Raw genomic sequence first — 20,999 nt, 5'->3', positions numbered from 1 at the left:
AATAGCAAGGTTTACAGAAATGTAGATCTTGCTATATTTTTTGCCATTGTACAGATATTTTAGTATAATTTCATATTTCAAGTTTATTTTATAAAATTCACCTTTACTTCTTTTCTATATAATGGTAGAATAAATGTTAAACATGAAAAATGACATTTGAGTCAAGTATTTGTATAGTTTGGAAACAATGTATTTACAAATTTAATATATGTAATATAATTAAAGGTACAAGTTTATGGAATAAATGTAGGAGGTAAAGAAATATATTAGTAATAATGGAGTAGTACTAATTGAAAATATTAAAATATAATATTAATAGGGGGAAACAAAAATGAAAAAAATTAAAAAAGTAGTAGCATTAAGTGTGGGTTTGATTATGACAGCTTCATTATTCACTGGATGTTCAAGTAGTGGATTAGAACTTATGAATGCCTTTGGAAAATCTCAAACAATAAATTCTATGCAGAGTAAAACTGATATTTCTGTAAAAGTTTCAGGTTCTAATATGTCGGCACAGGAACAGGAAATGATGAATGCAACCTTGCCTATGATAAATGGAATGAATATTTCTATGCTAACTAAAATTAATCAGAATAAAGAAAAAACAGTTTCTAAGATGCAAAGTGATATGGTTTTACAATTGGGGAAAATGCCTGATCCTATAAATATGAGTATTTGGGCTGATGTGGATGCAGCTGGAGATAAACCTGTAGTTAATGAGGTAATTAAAATTCCTCAATTAATGGCTTCTCAATTTCCAAAGGAGTTACAGGGTAAAGATTATATGGTAATGAATTTAGCTGATATGCCAAGTTCAGAAGGTATGCCTCAAACTGATTATAAAAAACTTATGTCTTTTAGTAAAGAATTTCAACCTAAATTTCTTGATTTTATGGTTAAGTATGCAAAACAATTTAATCCAACTACAGATTATGTTAAACATGTAGGAGGTCAAAGCTTTTTAGAAGATAATAAAATGAAATCTACAGATACTTATGAAGTGAGATTAACTGATAAGTCCTTTAAGGAGCTAATGCATTATACATTGAATAATCTTTCTAAAAATACGGATGCTATGAACTTCGTTAAGGATTATATGACAGCTATAATGTCAGTTTGTGATATAACTAATACGGCAGATAAAAGTAGTAAGGATGAAGTAAACAAAGCATTTGATAACTTAACAACTCAATGGCCACAAGGACTCGCAAGTTTAGATAAATCACTAGATTCTATTGATAAACTAAAAATTCTTGGGGATAATGGAATAAGAATTAGATATACTGTTAATGAAGATGGTTATATTATAAAGGAAAAGGGAAATGCTGAATTTGTTGTTGATTTACCTAACATAATTAAATTAACTGGAAATACTTCAAAAGCTAGCAGCATAAGCAATCCTACTGGTATATACACTATAGCTGTGGACTTTAATACTGATATGACTAATATAAATGGAAAAGTTGATATTGTATTGCCAAAAGTAAATTCAACCAATTCATTTAACTATACTGATATAATGAAGATGGTTTCAACAGAACTACCTATTAAATAAAAAAAAGCGTCATAAACAATAATTGTTTATGACGCTTTTTTTTATTTATCCCATAAGGTTTTCATGATGTTATCATATTCATCTTCTACAGCACTAGATAGAACTGAAAGGATATTAAAAACTAATTGTGCATCAAAATTGGTACTAAAAGGTATGCAGCATTTAGCATTTATTATATTGTCTACCTCATAAAAAGATATGAATTTATAAGAACTATTAAGGTCGTTTAAGAGTTTATATAATTTTGCTTTTACAGTATCATCATTAATAACATTAGCGATATCATATATGTACATATCAGCGTAGGCGTCGTCATCAGTTATAGCCACTACAACCTTAACTTTAGCATTTTTAATTGCTTGTTCTTCAGGAATAACAAAAGTCGTAAACCCTTCAATATTGTTATTAGTAACCATAGGTATAGTATTTTCATTTATAAATTGTTGAAATAATTTAGCGTTTTGTCCCATGCTTATGCCCCCTCAATTTTAATAATATACTTTTTATTTAATTATTAAATCATTATCTCATAAACCAACAAATAAGTAAATAAAACAAGTAAGGATTTTGCGTATTTAGGTTGACAGGAATGAAAAGATGTAGTACTATAAATAAAAGAATAAATAAATAACCTTTAATTTAGTCCGAGAGGCTGAGAAGGAAGCAAATGTTTTATATTGTTATTGCTACGCCTTCTCATAATAGAGATGGCGTTTTTTTATTTAGTAATTATTAAATAAATGAACACAATATTAAAAGGATTGTAGTACCTTTAAATTTAGTCCGGAGAGGCTGAGAAGGAGAGATGTATATGTTAAAAGGAAGACACTTAATTGACCCAATGGATTTTACACTGCTAGAGCTTGAGGAGATTTTTGATTATGCAGATGAAATAATTAAAAGCCCTGAAAAGTTTTCGCATATTTGCGATGGAAAAATTTTGGCAACATTGTTTTATGAACCAAGTACAAGAACAAGATTAAGCTTTGAAGCGGCAATGTTAAGACTTGGAGGTCAAGTATTAGGTTTTTCTGAGGCACAATCAAGTTCAGCAGCAAAAGGAGAAAGTGTAGCAGATACTATAAGAACAGTAGAATGTTATGCAGATATTGCAGCTATGAGACATCCAAAAGAAGGAGCTCCGAAGGTTGCATCCATGAATTCAAAGATGCCAGTAATAAATGCAGGTGATGGCGGACATCAACATCCAACTCAAACACTAACAGATCTTTTAACCATAAGAAATATCAAAGGAACATTATCAAACTTAACCATAGGAATTTGTGGGGATTTAAAGTTTGGTAGAACTGTTCATTCATTAATAAAAGCCATGTCAAGATATGAAAACATCAAATTCGTACTAATTTCACCAAATGAGTTAACAATTCCTACGTACATTAAAACAGAAGTATTGGGAAAAAATAATATAGAATTTCTGGAAGCTCGAAAATTAGAAGATGTTATCTCTGATTTAGATATTTTGTATATGACTAGAGTCCAAAAAGAAAGATTTTTTAATGAGGATGATTATATAAGACTTAAAGATAGTTATATATTAGATAAAGACAAAATGAAAAGCGCCAAAGAAGATATGATAATTCTTCACCCACTTCCTAGAGTTAATGAAATAGCTGTAGAAATTGATACTGATCCAAGGGCGTGTTACTTTAGGCAAGCAAAATATGGTATGTACGCAAGAATGGCACTTATTGCTAAGCTTTTGGGGGTGGAGAAATAATGGTGACAATAAATAGTATAAAAAGAGGAATAGTAATAGATCATATTAAAGCCGGTGTTGGAATAAAGATATTTAAATATTTAGGCCTTGATAATGCTGATTTTACAGTAGCCCTTATTATGAATGCACCTAGTGGGAAGCTTGGCTACAAAGATATAATTAAGATAGAAAACGAAATTGATATAGATTTTACAGTACTAGGTTTTATAGACCCTAACATAACAATAAATATAATATCTGGAGAAGAAATTGAAAATAAAGTTAAACTTAGATTGCCAGATAAAATTGAGCATGTTATAAAATGTGATAATCCGAGATGTATAACATCTGTAGAGCAAGAAGTTTTGCATAGCTTCTATTTAGCGGATAGACAAAAGGGCGAGTACAGATGTATATATTGCGATGAAATTAATAACCCTACAAGTAGATTATAAAGCATGTAGGATCTAAATTGTAATTTAGATCCTACATATAAATCTTAGGTACATTGGAATAAATAACAGGTTAATAAAAGTATATTAACCTGTGTCACAATGTAGTATGAAGGGAGACATAATTATGGAATTACTAATTAAAAATGCAAGAATAGTTGATTCATCACAGGATTTTACTTCCGATGTATATATAAAAAATGAAATAATATGTGAAATAGGAAAAAAACTAAAAAAAGACTGTGAGGTTCTAGATGGAGAGGGATATATTTTAGCTCCTTCTTTTGTAGATCTTCACAGTCATTTTAGAGAACCTGGATACACTTATAAAGAGGATTTATTATCTGGAAGTAAAGCGGCGGTACGTGGTGGATATACTGCCATAAATCTTATGGCAAATACAAAGCCAGTATGTAGCTCCATGGACACTATAAATATGGTATTAAAAAAAGCTAGAGAAATAAATCTTGTAGATATTCATCAATGTGCATCTATTACAGAGGATTTATTGGGGCAATCTATAGATCACCTAGAGAAGCTAACTAATGAAGTGAAATTTATATCAGATGATGGCAGAGGAGTTTCTAGTAGCCTTGTAATGCTTAATGCAATGGTAGTGGCCAATGAAAAGAATTTAACAATAATATCCCATGCTGAAAATGAAGAATTGGTAGACATTGATACTAGACTTGCTGAAAATCTCATGACAATAAGAGATATAACACTTTCAAAATTCACAGGTTGTAAACTTCACTTAGCTCATGTTAGTACAAAAGAGGCTATGAATGATATTATAGTGGCTAAGCGGCAGGGTGCAAGGATAACCTGCGAAGTTACACCACATCATTTAGCATTAACTTCGGAAACTCAGTATAGAGTAAACCCTCCACTAAGGGAAACAGAAGATGTAACTTTCTTAATCGAAGCTATAAAAGATGGTTTTGTGGATGTTATAGCCACTGACCACGCACCGCATAGTATGGAGGATAAAATAAAAGGGGCACCAGGCATATCAGGGCTAGAGACTTCTTTTCCTGTATGTTTCACTAAACTTATAGGTGAAGGACATATTACTCTAAATAAACTTTCAGAACTGATGTCGAAAAACCCAGCTAAAATTATGGGACTAAATAAGGGTGAAATTAAAATAGGATTTGATGGAGACTTGGTGCTCTTAGATACTAAAACTAAGTATAATATTGATGCCAGGGAGTTTTTATCAAAAGGAGTGAATTCTCCCTTTGATGGAAAGAGTGTAATGGGAACCGTAATGTGCACCATTAAGGCAGGAAATATAGTTTATAAAGCTAAAACCTTTAAATAAAGCAGTTGATTTATAAATAAAATAGCAAAGGTGGGGTAACTGATGATTATAGATAGATTATTTGAAAGTGTAGAAAAGAAAGGTCACGTATGCATAGGACTTGATACAGCATTGGAATACTTACCAACAGAATTTAAAAATAAGTTTGTATATGAGGATTATGCCTTATATAGATTTAATCAGCAAATAATTGATGCCACATTTGATGTAGCAGCTTGTTATAAGGTACAAATAGCATATTATGAAGCTCTTGGACTCAAAGGCTTAAAAGTATATAAAGATACTTTAAATTATATAAAAAATAAAGGCGGCATTGTTATTGCAGATATCAAAAGAGGAGATATTGCAAAAACTGCGGAAATGTATGCTAAAGCCCATTTTGAAGGAGATTTTGAAAGTGATTTTATAACTGTAAATCCATATATGGGCATGGATAGTATAGAGCCTTATCTTCCTTATTTAAAAAACAAGGAAAAGGGATTGTTTTCATTAGTAAGAACCTCAAATAGTGGGGCAGAGGATATAGAGTATATAGAAAACAAAGAAAATAAAAGGGTTTATGATGTTGTAGGGGAAAAACTATTAAAAATTGGAAGTGGATTTATGGGTGAATGTGGATATAGCGCGCTAGGTGGAGTTATAGGTTGCACTCATATAGATGAAGGATTAAAGATGAGGAAAGACCTGGAAAAAATGTTTTTCTTAATACCAGGTTATGGGGCACAAGGTGGCGGGGCTGAGGATGTGGCCATATATTTGAAAAATGGAAATGGCGGAGTGGTAAATGCCTCTAGAAGTATTTTACTTGCATATAAGAAAGTAGAAAATGGATGGAGTCATTTTGAACAATTTGCTAGAGAAGAGGCAATAAAAATGCGAGATGAAATAAGAAAAGCTGCAAAGTAGTAAAGTAATCTCTAATTTTTATTAAAATCAGAATGTAAAAAAGATAGTACATGATTTTTATTAACATACTGGAGGAGTTTATTTGATATGTTGCGTAGAGAAAATATATGAAAATGTTGAAATAAGTGAAGGCGTTTATATGCTTTCTATAAAGGGCAAATTTAACGTAAAGCCGGGTCAATTTTTTATGTTAAAGGTAGGTGGCCTTGAACCGTTATTACCAAGACCTATAAGTGTTTATGATGTAGACGAAGAGAAAATAAGCTTTTTATATGGAATAGTAGGTAAAGGTACAAAGCTTCTTAGTAAATTAAAGGAAAATGAGGAAGTTCAGATAATGGGACCTTTAGGAAATGGATTTGATGTAGAGAAAATAAAAGGGAAAATTGCTGTAGTATCTGGAGGAATTGGCATAGCGCCACTTATTTATCTTATAAAAAGCCTTACAAACTGTGAAATAGATTTGTATTCTGGATTTAGAACTGTGGATTATTCTGTGGATTCTGTGGAAAAATATGTAAATAAAGTTTACTTATCCACAGAAAGTGGTTTAAAAGGGCATAAGGGATATATAACAGATATAATAAATCCACAAAAATATGAAACAGTTATATGCTGTGGACCAGAAATTATGATGAAAAAGGTTATAAGTTTATGCAATGATGCTAATGTAACTGTTTATGTGTCGATGGAAACTCATATGGCCTGCGGGATAGGTGCATGTCTTGTATGTACTTGTAAAACCAAGGGTGGAAACAAAAGAACCTGCAAAGATGGTCCAGTTTTTCTTGGAAAGGATTTGATTTTTAATGATTAATGTGGAATTATGTGGTGTGAACTTAAAAAACCCTGTAATAGCGGCATCTGGTACTTTTGGATTCGGAGCCGAATATAATCAATATTTTGATATCGGAAAATTGGGTGGCATAGCATCTAAAGGACTTACAATTAATGAAAAACAAGGTAATGATGGCATACGTGTTTTTGAAACAAGAGGTGGAATGTTAAATAGTGTAGGGCTTCAAAATCCAGGTATTGAAAAATTTATAAAATTAGAGCTTCCAAAGATGCAGGAATATAATACAGCTATAATTGCAAATGTTGGAGGTGGCAATATAGAAGAATATATGGCTGCCATAGAGAGATTAAATAATGAGGCTATAGATATAGTTGAATTAAATATATCCTGCCCTAATGTAAAATGTGGAGGTATGGCTTTTGGAATTAATTCAAAGGTAGCCTATGAAATGGTTAGGGAAGTGAAAAGTATTTGCAAGAAACCCCTTATGGTAAAACTTTCACCAAATGCAGAGAATATAGTAGATATGGCGTACCGTTGCTGCGCCGCTGGAGCAGATGCATTGTCCCTGGTAAATACTTTTAAGGGTATGGCAGTGGATATACATAAAAGAAAAGCAATTTTTAATAATATATATGCAGGGCTATCGGGACCTGCTATAAAGCCTATGGCACTCCGAATGGTTCATGAAGTATGCAAGGCTGTAAACATACCGGTTGTTGGTATGGGCGGTATATGTTCTTTTGAAGATGCTATAGAATTTATAATGGTAGGTGCACAAGCAATTCAAGTTGGAACTGCGAATTTCATAAAACCGGATATTTGCAATGATATAATAGATGGAATAGAAAATTATATGATACGCGAAGGTATTAAAGATTTAAGTGAGATTAGAGGAATTATTTAATACAATTAGAAGTTAAAAGTGAAGGTTCACAGTGAGCTAGTAAAAAAATGGGAGGTTATGTTATGAACATTAATGTTTTAGATATATTAAAAGAATCAGGAGCACTACTCGAGGGTCACTTTCTGTTATCATCGGGAAGACACAGTAATAGATATTGCCAATGTGCAAAATTGCTTCAATATCCAGATAAGGCTGAGAAAGTGTTAAGTGTAGCAGTAGAAAAAATTAAAGATATAGAGTTTGATGTGGTAGTAGGACCGGCTATGGGTGGGATAATAGTGGCTTATGAAGTAGGTAGACAAACTGGAAAGCCTGCTATATTTACTGAAAGAGTTAACGGTACCTTCGAACTGCGACGGGGATTTGAAATTAAGAAGGGTCAGAAGGTTTTAATTACAGAGGATGTAGTAACTACTGGTAAATCTTCACTAGAAACAATAGAAGTTTTAAAGGAACTTGGCGCAGAAGTAGTTGGGATATGTTGTATTGTAGATAGAGGAAGTAGCACTACTCCTTATCCTATCTATAGCGCTATAAAGCTAGATATTGAAAGTTATGATGCGGTCGATTGCCCACTTTGTAAAGAAGGAACGGCTTATATAAAACCAGGTAGTAGAAATATAAAATAAATACATGATAAAAAAGATAGGAAATTTCTCCTGCGTGCCTTGCAAACGAACTTAAAACTAGAAATTCCATTAACAAATTCTAATCATTTGCGAATATAAAATTCTCTAACACTCACATTCGCCATCCTGGCTCAGGTTCGCTAGCCTGCCGTCCTGGCAGGCTTACGAGAATTTTATATTCGCAAATGAAGAATTTGTAAATGGAATTTCAATAGTTTCTGCGTTTCGTATTGCAAGTCACTTCGGATAAATTACCTATCTCATATTATTTTTAAAAGGACATTATGATCATGAATTATTGAGTTGCTTACATCTCAAAATCAAATTATGTATCCTATTTACAATTTTATTTAAAATTTTCGCGCAATAATATATGAAGATTACGCACTGTTAAAATTTTCTGCTCCAATCCCAAACTTCATTAATTGTTTCAACTTTAAAATTTAAATCCCAATAAAATGCCTGGTCGCCTCCAAGCATTCCCCTACACTGTGGTGCCATCTTCATAACACGGTTGGCTACCTCATATATCAACGCTCTTGCTATTCCTATTCGTCTAGACCACCATACAACTCCAAGTGGCTCTAATTCGCAATAAGGCATTTTATCATTATACCAGATGATAGCAATTCCCACTGGCTTTCCTTCCGTGTCCAATATGCACAAATCAAGTTCTGGTTTATACCCCGGCTATAATATATACTTTACAATGATAAAGCGTAAGTGTATATTCCTAGAATTTTTTATAAAAATATAAGACATACCCCTGCCATATTATTATGCCAGGGGTATATCTTCACCGAGAGTAAATTATTTTTTTTATGGATTCAACTGAGAGACTGTACTTTTCAGCTAATTCATCAATGACTATACCAGCCTTAAAGTCAACTTTAATCTGCATATTTCGGTTCTGTAATTTGGTTTTTGTGCCTGTCATGTCACCCCAGGACCTACGATTTCCCGTTTTATTAGGAATGTAGACAATACAGCCTTCAGTATACTGTTGAATTTCTTCTAAAAGATATTTTGGGAATATATCACAAGCTTTAATATATTTCATTCTAACTCAGCTCCTTAATTTAATGTTATTAAGGATGCAAAGTCTGTTTCAACTAGAATGAATATCGACGATTATAAATAATTCTATTATACTCCATGTAAGGTATCGTCAATGCTCATTAAGCAGACTTTGCATGGAGCATGATATGTACAAAACCAAATGTTTTAGCCATTCTAGTACCTCCTTTTAAAAACATATCCTATTTATAAAACTAACTTACAATTGCGAAACAACTCTTATAAATATTGTACCAGTATTTTACATGAAATTATATACTTTTCTAAATTTCTCAAATTTAATACTATAAATAGCACATTGATATTTTCACAATTGGCAGCAAAAATATGAAAGAAGCAAAGACCTTTTTTTCTTAGATAATGCTAACAAAAGTATATATTGCGTAGAATGCATTTGAACAAGCCTTAGTAATTCAAAATTTATTTTATTTGCAGGTGCGTAAAGAAAAATGCATGTTTGAGCGTAAGCGAGTTTGCATTTTTTAGCAGCTGAAAATAAAATAAATCTTAGAATTACTTGGCGAAGTGAAAGCATTTTAGCAATATATACTTTTGTTATAGCATTCTATAAGAAAAAAGGGATAATGATTGCACTAAATATTATTTCAGGTTTAGTAAATTATTTATTAATATTTGAAGTTCCTTAGTTTTATCTTTATCCATGGGCTCTACACCTTTTAATTTATAAGGAATTGATAGAGCTTCGTATTTACTTACTCCTAGAACATGATAGGCAAGGAGTTCGACTTTATCTAAATTAGGAACTTCTTCACTAATTATTTTAGCAATTTTAGTTATATGTTCCACAGAATCTGTAATTCCTGGTACAACAACATGTCTTACCCAAACCCTAGATTTTGATTTTCTTAAAGCTTCTAAAAATAAATTAATATCTCCTGTATCTCTACCGGTTAAATTAACGTAGCCCTTACTAGTTGTCTGTTTTATATCTAAAAGAACTAAATCTGTATATTCTAATATATCAGCATAGTCACCATTACCAAAACCAGAGGTATCTAGAGTAGTATGAATGCCATTTTGTTTACATAATTTTAAACACTGGAGAAGAAATTCAGGTTGCATTAATGGATCACCGCCAGAGAAAGTAACTCCGCCAGAAGAACGATCAAAATATGGCTTGAATCTAATAATCTTTTGAACAATTTCGCTGGGTGTCATTTCTGTGCCACCACTGAGACTCCATGTATCAGGGTTATGGCAGTAGGCACATCGCAATTTACAACCTTGAAAAAAAACAACTACTCTTATCCCAGGACCATCAACTAGTCCCATACTTTCTATAGAATGAATGTTACCTTTTACCATATATATTCCTCCTCCGCACTAGTGTATAAAAATCAATTTTTAAATAACATAAAATGAAATTTATAATTAGTTTTTTTATATAAGTCGAGAGATGCTTATAAGAATAAGCATCTCTCATATTATATAAAAAACTAATTATATTTTTTTATGGAAAGTTCTGCTAATAACTTCAAGCTGTTGTTCTTTTGATAATCTATTGAAGTGAACTGCATATCCTGATACCCTTACTGTTAATGTTGGATATTTGTCTGGATTTTCCATAGCATCAATTAAAACGTCTCTATTTAAGACATTTACATTTAAATGGTGCGCACTTTGTGCAAAATAGCCATCTAAAAGGAAAACTAGATTATTTATTCTTGTATCTTCATCTATCCCAAGTGCGGCTGGTACTATTGAAAAAGTATTTGAAACTCCATCTTGGCAGTATTTTCTATAAGGAATCTTAGCAACTGAATTTAATGATGCGAGTGCTCCATTTTCATCGTGGCATTGTGTTGGGTTTGCTCCTGGAGCAAGTGGTATACCTTGTTTTCTTCCGTCAGGAGTTGCTCCTGTCTTTTTACCATAAACAACATTAGAGGTAATAGTAAGTGCAGATAGTGTATGCTCAGCGTTCTTGTAAGCTGGGTGTTTTTTAAGCTCATCACTAAATTCTTTAATAAGATTAACAGCTAAATCATCAACTCTGTCATCGTCATTTCCATATTTAGGGAAATCTCCTTCTATTTTAAAGTCAACTGTTATTCCATTTTCATTTCTTATTGGAGATACCTTAGCAAATTTTATAGCACTTAAGGAGTCAGCTGCAACTGAAAGTCCTGCTACACCGAATGCCATGAAGTATTTTAGGTCGGTATCATGAAGGGATAATTGACCAGCTTCATAAGCGTACTTATCGTGCATATAATGTATAGTATTCATTGTATCTACATACATCTCTGCAACATAGGCTAAAACTTTTGAATACATTGCTCTAACTGTTTTGTAATCAAGAATCTCATCAGTTGTTTTTTCGATTCCAGGTATTACAAGCTTACCTTTTAATTCGTCCATTCCACCGTTAAGTGATAGTAATAATGATTTGGCTAGGTTTGCGCGAGCTCCAAAGAATTGCATCCTCTTACCAATTTCCATAGCAGAAACGCAGCAAGCTATTCCATAGTCCTCTCCATATATTGGTCTCATTACATCATCATTTTCATATTGAAGTGCATCTGTTTCAATAGACATTTTAGCACAATATTTTTTGAAAGGTTCTGGTAATTTTTCTGACCAAAGCACAGTCATGTTTGGTTCTGGTGCTGATCCTAAATTTGTTAATGTATGAAGAAATCTAAAGGAAGTTTTTGTTACCATTGCTTTTCCGTTAATGGCTACACCGCCTATTGATTCTGTTACCCAATTTGGATCTCCACCAAATAATTCATTGTATTCAGGTGTTCTAAGATGTCTTGCCATTCTAAGTTTAATTACGAATTGATCAACAATCTCTTGTGATCCATCCTCAGTTAATATGCCTGCTGCTAAGTCTCTTTGCATATAAATGTCTAAGAAAGTAGTTGTTCTTCCAAGAGACATTGCAGCACCGTTGTTTTCTTTTATTCCTGCAAGATATCCAAAATAAACTGCTTGAGTAGCTTCTACTGCTGTAGTAGCCGGTTTTGAAATATCAACTCCATATTTTGAAGCCATGCTTTTTATTGCAGCAAGAGCTCTTATTTGCATACTTACTTCTTCTCTATGTCTTATTAGTGAATCAGTAGCAAGTCCTGTTAACTTCGTTAAATCTTTTTTCTTTTCTTCTATTAAAAAATCTATTCCATAAAGAGCTACTCTTCTATAGTCTCCTATTATCCTTCCGCGACCATATGCATCTGGAAGTCCAGTTAGGAGTCCTACATTTCTTGCAACTTTTGTAGCAGGAGAGTATGCATCAAAAACTCCTTCGTTATGAGTTTTTCTATATTTAGGGAAGAAATTTTCTATATCCTTATTTAATTTAAAACCATATTCTTCTAGTGATTGTTCTACCATTCTAAAGCCACCAAATGGGTTTACTATTCTTTTTAGTGGAGCATCTGTTTGGAAACCAACAATTACTTCATTTTCTTTATCTATATATCCAGGAGCAAAATTGTCTATTCCTGAAATTTCATTAGTTTCTACATCTATAATACCTTGTTTAATCTCTTTTAAAATAAGTGAATAAGCTTTATCCCAAACCTTATTAGTCTTAGCTGTTTTTCCTACTAAAAAACTATCATCACCTTCATATAAAGTGTAATTCTTTTGAATAAAGTCACTTACATCAATTTTATTCTTCCATTCATCACCTTTGAAACCGTTCCATTGTTTAAACATTTTTTTCCTCCTTATAATACATTAATTTCAGATTATTTTCTATAATAATTCTTAAAGTATAAAACCAAACGAGTAAATAAATCAAATAATAAGTATTAATTGACAATCAATACTGTTTAAGATATTATACAATATTTTATTGTATTTGTTAATACATAAAAGTAAAAGTTATATAAGATTCACAAAATAAATAACAGTTATAAATGTTATTTAAAATTTAACTTGTCAATATAATATATTGTAATATTAAAAGTGAAACAGTTCAAGTGATTATATAAAAGTTTTAAAATTTAGAATATTTTAATAATTTCAAGAGTGTTTAAATATAAGGATTTAACAGTAGATTATATTAAAAATAAATAATGAAACAGAATTGTTTTAATGCGAAACAATAGAATATTGTATTGTTTTAAACAGGCAAATATGTAAATTGGTTAAGGATACAATGATTTATAGGATTTTAAATTTAGCGTGATTCTAACATTAGAATTTGAAAGAGAGATTTGTCGCTTTGAAACACACAATAAATCTAGAAAAATTAATATTCTTTTCAATTATAATGCGTTATAATAAGTAATGTATTGATATATTCTATATTAGAATGGAGGTTTTAAAATATGAGCAAACCTAGCATGTTTAGCAAGGATTATAAGAAAGAAATAAAAAAAAGAAAAAGAAAAATAGTGCTATTGATTATTGTCCCTATAATAGGGTTAACTATATTTTTGATTACAGATTTTGAAGCACTAAAAAATAGTGGGACAAGTATGAAAAATGGTATAAATAGCATCTTATTAAATAAAGCCAAAGACAAACTAAGTAGTGAAGTGCAAGTGGAAAAAACACCACATATTGTTAAACCACAATCAGATTCTGAAAAAAGCAAAGCGGTTCAAGCAGAAAAAGCTTTAAAAGTAGAAGCAGCTTTGAAAAATGAAGTGTTTGTTGTAGCACTATCTGATGGGCAAAAAATCAGTATTGAAGTTAGTGTTAATGTGGCAGAAAAAACCATAAAAGGGATAACCGATGATAAAAATATTTCATATGATATAAGTCCAAGTAAGAAATCCATAGTTATACAGAGCAGAAACAATCAGGATCTTCTATATGTTGATGTAAACAAGGCGAGTAAAGACATTACAAAAAAAACACATCAATCTAGCAAGGGGCAAATGTTTTCAAAGGATGAACTATTTAAAACTCATAAAAACTACATTTGGTCCATTACGCCTAAATTCATTGATGAAGATAACATTGCATATGTTAGTGAATTACCTTGGATAAACGAAAGCGCAGTACAATATATATGGAAGGTGAATCTCAAAAGTAATCTTCATACGCAGGTAAAACAAGAATCTGGCAAAAGCATCACTTTTAAAAACATTACTCCTAAGGGGCTTACTACACTTATAGATGGTAATGTGGTATATGTAACTTCCACTGGAGAAACAATAGAATAGGGGAAAGAGGTTAATTATGGATATAGGATTATCGTCAGCCTGCTTTTATCCTGATTTACATACAGAAAACAGTATAGTAAAGATGAAAGAATTAGGATTTAATCATGGTGAAATATTTTTAAATACATGGAGTGAGTACTCAGAGGAGTTTGTGAAGATACTTTTAGAAAAAAAAGAATTCTATGAATTCAACGTAAATTCGGTTCATGCATTTTCAAGCTCTTTTGAGCCCTATCTTTTTGATAAATACGATAGACGAAGAACGGATATGTTAAAACATTTTAAAAGCGTTTGCAAGGCGGCAAAGGTTTTAGGAGCAAGTTGCTATACTTTTCATGGTATGCGCTATGTGAATTTTAATGAATTAGACACTAAATTTGTAATAGATATATATAATGAACTGTCCTATATTGCAATAGAGTCAGACATTAAATTAGCACAGGAAAATGTATCTTGGTGTATGTCTTCTGATTTGAATTTTTTAACGCTTTTATCTGAAAAATGTAAATATCCAATATATTTTACTTTGGATTTAAAACAAGCTTATAGAACTAATATTCCTCTAGAAAAATATATAAATCTTATGGGTAATAATATAGTGAACCTTCATATTAATGATAGAGATGAAAATTCATCTTGCCTTTTACCAGGAGAAGGAAATTTAGATTATAAAGATATAGCAAGTAAGCTTAAAAGCGTAGGATATAGTGGGAAAGGGATTATTGAAGTTTACAAAAACAATTATTCAAATTATGAACAACTTACAAAGGCAAAAAAAAATATTTATGAAAGCTTTAATGACATTTCAGAAGGAAGTCACCAACTTCTATAGGTGGGTGTCACATATTACAATAAAAAGAAAACTTTAGTGGAAGTCTAAATCCCCTTCTGAAGTCGTTAATTACAGCTCCGCAGGAGATGATTTAACGATAGTTTGGAAGAGTAAACAATTATTAGCCATACAATTTTTAAAGCACATTATATAGAATATTTTACTTATTATGGGAGTTAAAATGTAAATAGATTATAACATTACTAAAATTGTGTTGTAAATTATAAAAAATTTAGTTATAATCAGTAATATTAGACTATATAAGTGTAGATGCTTAATAATATTTGTAAAGACCTTAAAACTTATGTTATAATGTTAAGGTTAACAAGCATTTGTGGTGATTAGGAGGAGTAATATAATGATAGTTAAAATGGAAAAATTAGAAAAAAATATTGTTAAATTAGAAATAACAGTGGAAGCAAAAAGGTTTAATGAATCTTTGAAAAAATCTTCTGCAAAAAACTCAAAAACTATAAACATACCTGGATTCAGAAAAGGTAAAGCACCAATGTCTATAATAAAGAAAATGTATGGTGAAGGTGTTTTCTTTGAAGATGCTATAAATTTCTGTTGCGATGATACATATCCAGAGGCTTTAAAAGAGTATGATATAAGTCCATTGGATTATCCTAAAATTGATATTATTGAAATAGGCGAAGGAAAAGATTTTGTATATACTGCTTCTGTAGCAGTAATTCCAGAAGTTAAACTTGGAGAGTACAAAGGACTTGAAGCTAAGAAAACTGAATATAATGTAACAGATGATGAAATTGAAAACCAACTAAAAGGCATGCAAGAAAAAAATGCTAGAATCGAAGAGAAGGTTGATGGCACTGTTGCAATGGGCGATATAGCTGTTATAGACTTTAAAGGATTTATTGATGAGGTAGCTTTTGAAGGTGGAGAAGGAAAAGACTTTGAACTTGAAATTGGTTCAGGATCATTTATTGATACTTTTGAACAACAATTAGTTGAATTAAAAGCAGGAGAAAGTAAAGAAGTTAAAGTTAATTTTCCAGAAGCATATGGAAGAGAAGACTTGAATGGAAAACTTGCAACTTTTAACGTAACTGTTAAAAGCATGAAGAAAAAAGAATTACCAGCTATTGATGATGAATTTGCTAAAGACGTATCAGAATTTGATACTTTAGAGGAATTAAGAAATGATATTAAAGCAAACCTTGAAAAATCAAGTAAAGATAGAGAAGTAAAAGAATTTGAAGAAGCTGTAATAGATGCAGTTTGCTCTAATGTTCCAATGGACATTCCAGAAATTATGATAAAAAGAGAAACTGATGTTATGCTGAAAGATTTAGAAACGAAATTAAAATATCAAGGTTTAGAGCTTGAACAATATTATCAGTATACTAATAACACAGAAGAAAAAGTTAGAGAATTCATGAAAGAAGCAGCAGAAAAAAGAGTTAAAACAGATTTAATAATAACAGAGATAGCAAAAATAGAAAAAGTTGAAGCAACTGACGAAGAAATGCTTGCAAAAGCAAAAGAAGTTGCGGCACAATATGGAGAAAAAGATATAGATAAAACAGCAGATTTAATTTTAAAAGCACAAAAACAATATCTGAAAATCGATGTTGTAAATGAAAAAGTAATAAAAATGTTAGTTGATAGCGCTAAAGTTATTGCATAATATACTTTAAAATTAATTGCCAGATATTTTTCTGGCAATTAATTTTAAATATAGGATAAAATTATGTGGTTAAAAATCAATTATTTAGGATAGAATTACAAGTGGATTACCTTTCGAAGTAGTTCTATTATTAGACAAGAGGAGGGAATTATATGAGTTTGGTGCCAATGGTTGTTGAACAAACAAATAGGGGAGAAAGATCCTATGATATTTATTCAAGATTATTAAAAGAAAGAATAATTTTTCTAGGAGAAGAAGTAAATGATGTAACAGCTAGTTTAATTGTTGCTCAGTTATTGTATTTGGAGTCAGAAGACCCTGATAAAGACATTTATTTATATATAAATAGTCCAGGTGGATCAATTACATCAGGCATGGCTATTTTTGACACAATGCAATTGATAAAGCCACAAGTTTCAACTATATGTACTGGTATGGCAGCATCCATGGGAGCGTTCTTACTAGCAGCTGGAGAAAAGGGAAAAAGATTTGCATTGCCTAATAGTGAGATTTTGATACATCAGCCTTTAGGAGGATTTCAAGGTCAAGCAACGGATATTGATATCCATGCAAAACGAATTATGAGAACTAAAGATACGTTAAATAAGATATTGAGTGAAAGAACTGGCCAATCATTGGAGAAAATTCAACATGATGTTGAAAGAGATTACTTTATGAGTTCACAAGAGGCCATGGAGTATGGATTAATAGATGAAGTTATAACTAAAAGGAAATAACATTAATTGAGGTGAAGATATGCCAAAGTATGATGAAAAAAAACAACTTAAATGTTCTTTCTGTGGTAAAACCCAAGACCAAGTTAGAAGATTAATTGCAGGGCCGGGAGTATATATCTGCGATGAATGTATAGAATTATGTTCTGAAATAATTGTAGATGAATTTCAGGGAGATGTGGAACTAGATTTAGGTACATTGCCAAAACCTGCAGAAATAAAAAAATATATAGATGATTATGTAGTTGGTCAAGATACCGCTAAAAAATCCTTGGCTGTGGCAGTATACAATCATTACAAAAGAATAAATTCAAATATTAATGAAAGTGATGTTGAACTTCAGAAAAGTAATATATTATTACTTGGACCTACAGGATGTGGAAAAACACTACTTGCTCAAACCTTGGCGAAATATTTAAATGTACCTTTTGCTATAGCAGATGCAACTACACTTACTGAAGCAGGGTATGTAGGGGAAGATGTGGAAAACATCTTGCTTAAATTAATACAAAATGCTGACTATGATGTAGAAAAAGCAGAAAAAGGTATTATCTATATAGATGAAATAGATAAGATTGCTAGGAAATCAGAAAATCCTTCTATAACTAGGGATGTATCTGGTGAAGGTGTTCAACAAGCATTACTTAAAATACTAGAAGGCACTACAGCATCAGTACCGCCACAAGGCGGAAGAAAGCACCCTCATCAGGAGTTTATTCAGATAAACACAGCTAATATTTTATTTATCTGTGGAGGAGCCTTTGATGGACTAGATAAAATCATAGAAAAAAGAACTAGAACTACTTCCGTTGGTTTCGGAGCTGAAATACAATCTAAAGAAGAAAAAAATGTAGGAGAACTATTAAAATCTATAATGCCAGGAGATTTACTGAAATTTGGTTTAATCCCGGAGTTTGTAGGTAGGCTTCCTATAGTAGTTACTCTTGAAGCTTTAGATGAAACGGCATTGGTTAAAATTCTTAGTGAACCTAAAAATGCGCTTATTAAACAATATAAGAAATTATTTGAAATGGATAACGTAGAGTTAGAGTTTGAAGAGCAAGCTTTAAAAGCTATAGCAAAAGAAGCTATTAAAAGAAAAACTGGAGCTAGAGGACTCAGATCTATTATAGAGGATACAATGAAGGAAATTATGTTTGATATTCCTTCAAATGAACAAGTATCTAAAGTAATAGTTAATGAGGAAACTATTAAAACTAGAACCCCACAACTAGTTTTAGCTGAAAATGGCAAAAGAGAAAAATTAAAATTAACAAAAAAAATTAAAAGTAAAAAAGGTATAGAAACAGCATAAAAATAAAATGCAAACATAATAGAAAGACGGATTACTTATCTGTCTTTTTTTATTTTTTGATAAATAAGGAAATTATTATTTAGAACAAAAAGAATATATTAAATACAACTTGAGCATAATATCAGATGATAGAATATTTACTATAACTTGTTAAATAATCTTAGAAAGGAGGATTAGTTTAATATAATTGAATATTAAACTTCTAATAATATGATTATGCAACTTCTGATGATAATACAACTTTTATTTACCATAGTAATTGGAATATATGTTTTTAATGCATTAAAAAGTCACCATAATGGAAAGGTGTCTGTTAATGTAGATAGCAAAAAAGAAATGGAAAAGTTAAGAGTAATGAAAAGTATAAGTCTTACGGAACCACTAACAGAGAAAAGTAGACCAACGAAATTTGAAGATGTTATAGGCCAGGAAAAAGGAATTAAGGCCCTGCAAGCAGCTATATGTGGCCCTAATCCTCAACATGTCATAATTTATGGTCCCCCAGGAATAGGTAAAACGGCAGCAGCTAGATTAGTGCTTGAAGACGCTAAAAAAAGAGCACGCTCTCCGTTTAATGAATCTTCTAAGTTTATAGAAATAGATGCAACCACAGTGAGATTTGATGAAAGGGGTATAGCAGATCCACTTATTGGATCTGTTCATGATCCAATCTACCAAGGAGCTGGACCACTAGGAGCAGCTGGAGTGCCTCAACCAAAACCTGGAGCAGTTACAAAAGCTCATGGAGGCATTTTGTTTATTGATGAAATTGGAGAGCTACATCCTATAGAAATGAATAAACTCCTTAAAGTTTTAGAGGATAGAAAAGTATTTTTAGACAGTGCTTATTATAATGGAGAAGATCCTAATACGCCACTTTATATAAAAGAAGTCTTTGACGGAGGGCTTCCAGCTGATTTTAGGCTTATAGGAGCAACTACAAGGAGTCCGGAAGAAATAACTCCGGCAATAAGGTCCAGATGCGTAGAAATATTTTTCAGACAATTACTTCCAGAAGAATTACAGATAATCGCGGATAACGCAATAAATAAAATTGGTCTTAAAATTTGTGAAAAAGCATTAAAGCTTGTAGGTAAATACTCTAGTAATGGACGGGATACTGTTAATTTAATTCAGTTAGCTAGTGGAATTGCTATTAATGATGAAAGAAATGAAGTAAGTATTGAAGATATTGAATGGGTTATAGAAAATGGGCAGTATTCGCCAAGGTCTGAGTTTAAAATATCAGATAAACCACAAATTGGATATGTAAACGGTCTAGCAGTTTATGGAGCTAATATGGGAGCTGTAATGGAAATCGAAGCTTCTGCAAAAAAAATAAAGCTTCGAAAAGGTATACTTAAAATTACAGGAATTATTGAGGAAGAAGAAATAAGTAGTGCAAATAAAAAGCTCAGAAGAAAAAGTACTGCAAGATCCTCAGTTGAAAATGTGGTTACAGTACTGGAAAAGTATTTCAATTTAGATTGCGATGATTATGATATTCATGTAAATTTTCCTGGTGGTTCACCGGTGGATGGTCCATCTGCTGGTATAAGCATAACAACTGCAATATACAGTGCAATAAAAGGTATACCAGTTGATAACATGGTTGCAATGACAGGAGAGATATCAATTCATGGTAATGTAAAGCCTATAGGAGGAGTTAATGCCAAGATTGCTGCTGCAAAAAAAGCAGGTGCTACCAGAGTTATTATTCCTATAGATAATTGGCAAGATAGCTTTAAAAATATTGAAAACATAGTGATTATACCAGTAAGTAATATTACTGAGGTAATTCGAGAAGCTTTGATCCAGGAGGAACCTAAAAATATTTCAATTACATTTGAGCCAGATGTGGATGTTATAGCAGCCGAAGCATTAAAACTTTAGTATTGGCTATTTTTATTTAAACAAATAATAAGTAAGTATGATAATATATTTGACTTGT

Annotated in this window: 19 protein-coding genes; 14 read left to right on the top strand and 5 right to left on the bottom strand. The window is 31.5% G+C overall.

Features of this window, described 5'->3' with window-relative positions; all coding sequences use genetic code 11:
* Positions 1-331 precede the first annotated feature (331 nt).
* Positions 332-1,555, top strand: a complete 1,224-nt coding sequence (locus G9F70_RS20955; RefSeq protein WP_164945608.1) for a hypothetical protein — start codon at positions 332-334, stop codon at positions 1,553-1,555.
* Between the two features lie 41 nt (positions 1,556-1,596).
* Here the strand turns inward: G9F70_RS20955 and G9F70_RS20950 are convergent, their stop codons facing one another.
* Positions 1,597-2,025, bottom strand: coding sequence for a hypothetical protein (locus G9F70_RS20950; protein WP_164945607.1), 429 nt, complete (start codon positions 2,023-2,025; stop codon positions 1,597-1,599).
* Positions 2,026-2,366: 341 nt separating this feature from the next.
* On the opposite strand from G9F70_RS20950, the gene pyrB reads away from it, so the two are divergent.
* The 7 genes from pyrB (at position 2,367) to pyrE (ending at position 8,289) form a co-directional block, all read left to right on the top strand.
* Entirely contained in the window at positions 2,367-3,293 is a 927-nt protein-coding gene (gene pyrB / locus G9F70_RS20945; protein ID WP_164945606.1) for an aspartate carbamoyltransferase, read from the top strand.
* Positions 3,293-3,727, top strand: coding sequence for an aspartate carbamoyltransferase regulatory subunit (locus tag G9F70_RS20940; protein ID WP_164945605.1), 435 nt, complete (start codon positions 3,293-3,295; stop codon positions 3,725-3,727). Before pyrB ends, G9F70_RS20940 begins: the two co-directional genes overlap by 1 nt.
* A gap of 124 nt (positions 3,728-3,851) precedes the next feature.
* Positions 3,852-5,048 (top strand): dihydroorotase, encoded by a 1,197-nt coding sequence (locus tag G9F70_RS20935; protein ID WP_164945604.1) that lies wholly within the window; start codon positions 3,852-3,854, stop codon positions 5,046-5,048.
* 42 nt (positions 5,049-5,090) lie between these two features.
* Positions 5,091-5,954 carry an orotidine-5'-phosphate decarboxylase gene (pyrF, locus tag G9F70_RS20930; RefSeq protein ID WP_164945603.1) on the top strand — a complete coding sequence of 288 codons (864 nt, stop codon included), beginning with the start codon at positions 5,091-5,093 and terminating at the stop codon, positions 5,952-5,954.
* Between the two features lie 139 nt (positions 5,955-6,093).
* Complete coding sequence (locus G9F70_RS20925; protein ID WP_263577374.1) at positions 6,094-6,771, top strand: dihydroorotate dehydrogenase electron transfer subunit; 678 nt, start codon at positions 6,094-6,096, stop codon at positions 6,769-6,771.
* Positions 6,764-7,660 (top strand): dihydroorotate dehydrogenase, encoded by an 897-nt coding sequence (locus G9F70_RS20920; RefSeq protein ID WP_164945601.1) that lies wholly within the window; start codon positions 6,764-6,766, stop codon positions 7,658-7,660. The genes G9F70_RS20925 and G9F70_RS20920 overlap by 8 nt, the downstream gene beginning before the upstream one ends.
* 62 nt (positions 7,661-7,722) lie before the next feature.
* Positions 7,723-8,289: an orotate phosphoribosyltransferase gene (gene pyrE, locus G9F70_RS20915; protein WP_224617723.1), complete on the top strand. Its 567-nt coding sequence runs from the start codon at positions 7,723-7,725 to the stop codon at positions 8,287-8,289.
* A 390-nt stretch (positions 8,290-8,679) separates the two neighbouring features.
* Here pyrE and G9F70_RS20910 read toward each other — a convergent pair whose 3' ends face one another.
* From G9F70_RS20910 to pflB, 4 genes are all read right to left on the bottom strand, one after another.
* Positions 8,680-8,892 carry a hypothetical protein gene (locus G9F70_RS20910; protein WP_224617722.1) on the bottom strand — a complete coding sequence of 71 codons (213 nt, stop codon included), beginning with the start codon at positions 8,890-8,892 and terminating at the stop codon, positions 8,680-8,682.
* 193 nt (positions 8,893-9,085) lie between these two features.
* Positions 9,086-9,349 carry a CD3324 family protein gene (locus tag G9F70_RS20905; protein ID WP_164945599.1) on the bottom strand — a complete coding sequence of 88 codons (264 nt, stop codon included), beginning with the start codon at positions 9,347-9,349 and terminating at the stop codon, positions 9,086-9,088.
* A gap of 617 nt (positions 9,350-9,966) precedes the next feature.
* Positions 9,967-10,692, bottom strand: a complete 726-nt coding sequence (gene pflA, locus G9F70_RS20900) for a pyruvate formate-lyase-activating protein (RefSeq protein ID WP_164945598.1) — start codon at positions 10,690-10,692, stop codon at positions 9,967-9,969.
* A 135-nt stretch (positions 10,693-10,827) separates the two neighbouring features.
* The gene (pflB, locus tag G9F70_RS20895; protein ID WP_164945597.1) at positions 10,828-13,056 is read right to left on the bottom strand and encodes a formate C-acetyltransferase; all 2,229 of its coding nucleotides are present in this window, start codon (positions 13,054-13,056) and stop codon (positions 10,828-10,830) included.
* Between the two features lie 617 nt (positions 13,057-13,673).
* Here pflB and G9F70_RS20890 point away from each other — a divergent pair.
* The 6 genes from G9F70_RS20890 (at position 13,674) to lonB (ending at position 20,941) form a co-directional block, all read left to right on the top strand.
* Positions 13,674-14,516 (top strand): hypothetical protein, encoded by an 843-nt coding sequence (locus tag G9F70_RS20890; protein ID WP_164945596.1) that lies wholly within the window; start codon positions 13,674-13,676, stop codon positions 14,514-14,516.
* A gap of 16 nt (positions 14,517-14,532) precedes the next feature.
* Positions 14,533-15,348 carry a sugar phosphate isomerase/epimerase family protein gene (locus G9F70_RS20885; protein WP_164945595.1) on the top strand — a complete coding sequence of 272 codons (816 nt, stop codon included), beginning with the start codon at positions 14,533-14,535 and terminating at the stop codon, positions 15,346-15,348.
* Positions 15,349-15,706: 358 nt separating this feature from the next.
* A complete protein-coding gene (gene tig / locus G9F70_RS20880; protein ID WP_164945594.1) occupies positions 15,707-16,999 on the top strand; it encodes a trigger factor in 1,293 nt (430 codons plus the stop codon).
* 152 nt (positions 17,000-17,151) lie between these two features.
* Positions 17,152-17,736 carry an ATP-dependent Clp endopeptidase proteolytic subunit ClpP gene (gene clpP / locus G9F70_RS20875; protein ID WP_164945593.1) on the top strand — a complete coding sequence of 195 codons (585 nt, stop codon included), beginning with the start codon at positions 17,152-17,154 and terminating at the stop codon, positions 17,734-17,736.
* 19 nt (positions 17,737-17,755) lie between these two features.
* A complete protein-coding gene (gene clpX / locus G9F70_RS20870; RefSeq protein WP_164945592.1) occupies positions 17,756-19,048 on the top strand; it encodes an ATP-dependent Clp protease ATP-binding subunit ClpX in 1,293 nt (430 codons plus the stop codon).
* A gap of 213 nt (positions 19,049-19,261) precedes the next feature.
* A complete protein-coding gene (gene lonB, locus G9F70_RS20865; protein WP_187352988.1) occupies positions 19,262-20,941 on the top strand; it encodes an ATP-dependent protease LonB in 1,680 nt (559 codons plus the stop codon).
* Positions 20,942-20,999: the final 58 nt, after the last annotated feature.

Source organism: Clostridium sp. FP1, from assembly GCF_011065975.2.
GTDB lineage: Bacteria > Bacillota > Clostridia > Clostridiales > Clostridiaceae > Clostridium_AD > Clostridium_AD tagluense.
The sequence above is the reverse complement of the archived record's forward strand: the minus strand, read 5'-3'. Positions and strand labels throughout refer to the sequence as shown.

Bases quoted from the DNA above. Each gene is read 5' to 3' on its own strand.
- G9F70_RS20955 (WP_164945608.1), top strand. From the start codon at position 332: ATGAAAAAAATTAAAAAAGTAGTAGCATTAAGTGTGGGTTTGATTATG.
- G9F70_RS20950 (WP_164945607.1), bottom strand. From the start codon at position 2,025: ATGGGACAAAACGCTAAATTATTTCAACAATTTATAAATGAAAATACT.
- pyrB (WP_164945606.1), top strand. From the start codon at position 2,367: ATGTTAAAAGGAAGACACTTAATTGACCCAATGGATTTTACACTGCTA.
- G9F70_RS20940 (WP_164945605.1), top strand. From the start codon at position 3,293: ATGGTGACAATAAATAGTATAAAAAGAGGAATAGTAATAGATCATATT.
- G9F70_RS20935 (WP_164945604.1), top strand. From the start codon at position 3,852: ATGGAATTACTAATTAAAAATGCAAGAATAGTTGATTCATCACAGGAT.
- pyrF (WP_164945603.1), top strand. From the start codon at position 5,091: ATGATTATAGATAGATTATTTGAAAGTGTAGAAAAGAAAGGTCACGTA.
- G9F70_RS20925 (WP_263577374.1), top strand. From the start codon at position 6,094: ATGCTTTCTATAAAGGGCAAATTTAACGTAAAGCCGGGTCAATTTTTT.
- G9F70_RS20920 (WP_164945601.1), top strand. From the start codon at position 6,764: ATGATTAATGTGGAATTATGTGGTGTGAACTTAAAAAACCCTGTAATA.
- pyrE (WP_224617723.1), top strand. From the start codon at position 7,723: ATGAACATTAATGTTTTAGATATATTAAAAGAATCAGGAGCACTACTC.
- G9F70_RS20910 (WP_224617722.1), bottom strand. From the start codon at position 8,892: ATGCCTTATTGCGAATTAGAGCCACTTGGAGTTGTATGGTGGTCTAGA.
- G9F70_RS20905 (WP_164945599.1), bottom strand. From the start codon at position 9,349: ATGAAATATATTAAAGCTTGTGATATATTCCCAAAATATCTTTTAGAA.
- pflA (WP_164945598.1), bottom strand. From the start codon at position 10,692: ATGGTAAAAGGTAACATTCATTCTATAGAAAGTATGGGACTAGTTGAT.
- pflB (WP_164945597.1), bottom strand. From the start codon at position 13,056: ATGTTTAAACAATGGAACGGTTTCAAAGGTGATGAATGGAAGAATAAA.
- G9F70_RS20890 (WP_164945596.1), top strand. From the start codon at position 13,674: ATGAGCAAACCTAGCATGTTTAGCAAGGATTATAAGAAAGAAATAAAA.
- G9F70_RS20885 (WP_164945595.1), top strand. From the start codon at position 14,533: ATGGATATAGGATTATCGTCAGCCTGCTTTTATCCTGATTTACATACA.
- tig (WP_164945594.1), top strand. From the start codon at position 15,707: ATGATAGTTAAAATGGAAAAATTAGAAAAAAATATTGTTAAATTAGAA.
- clpP (WP_164945593.1), top strand. From the start codon at position 17,152: ATGAGTTTGGTGCCAATGGTTGTTGAACAAACAAATAGGGGAGAAAGA.
- clpX (WP_164945592.1), top strand. From the start codon at position 17,756: ATGCCAAAGTATGATGAAAAAAAACAACTTAAATGTTCTTTCTGTGGT.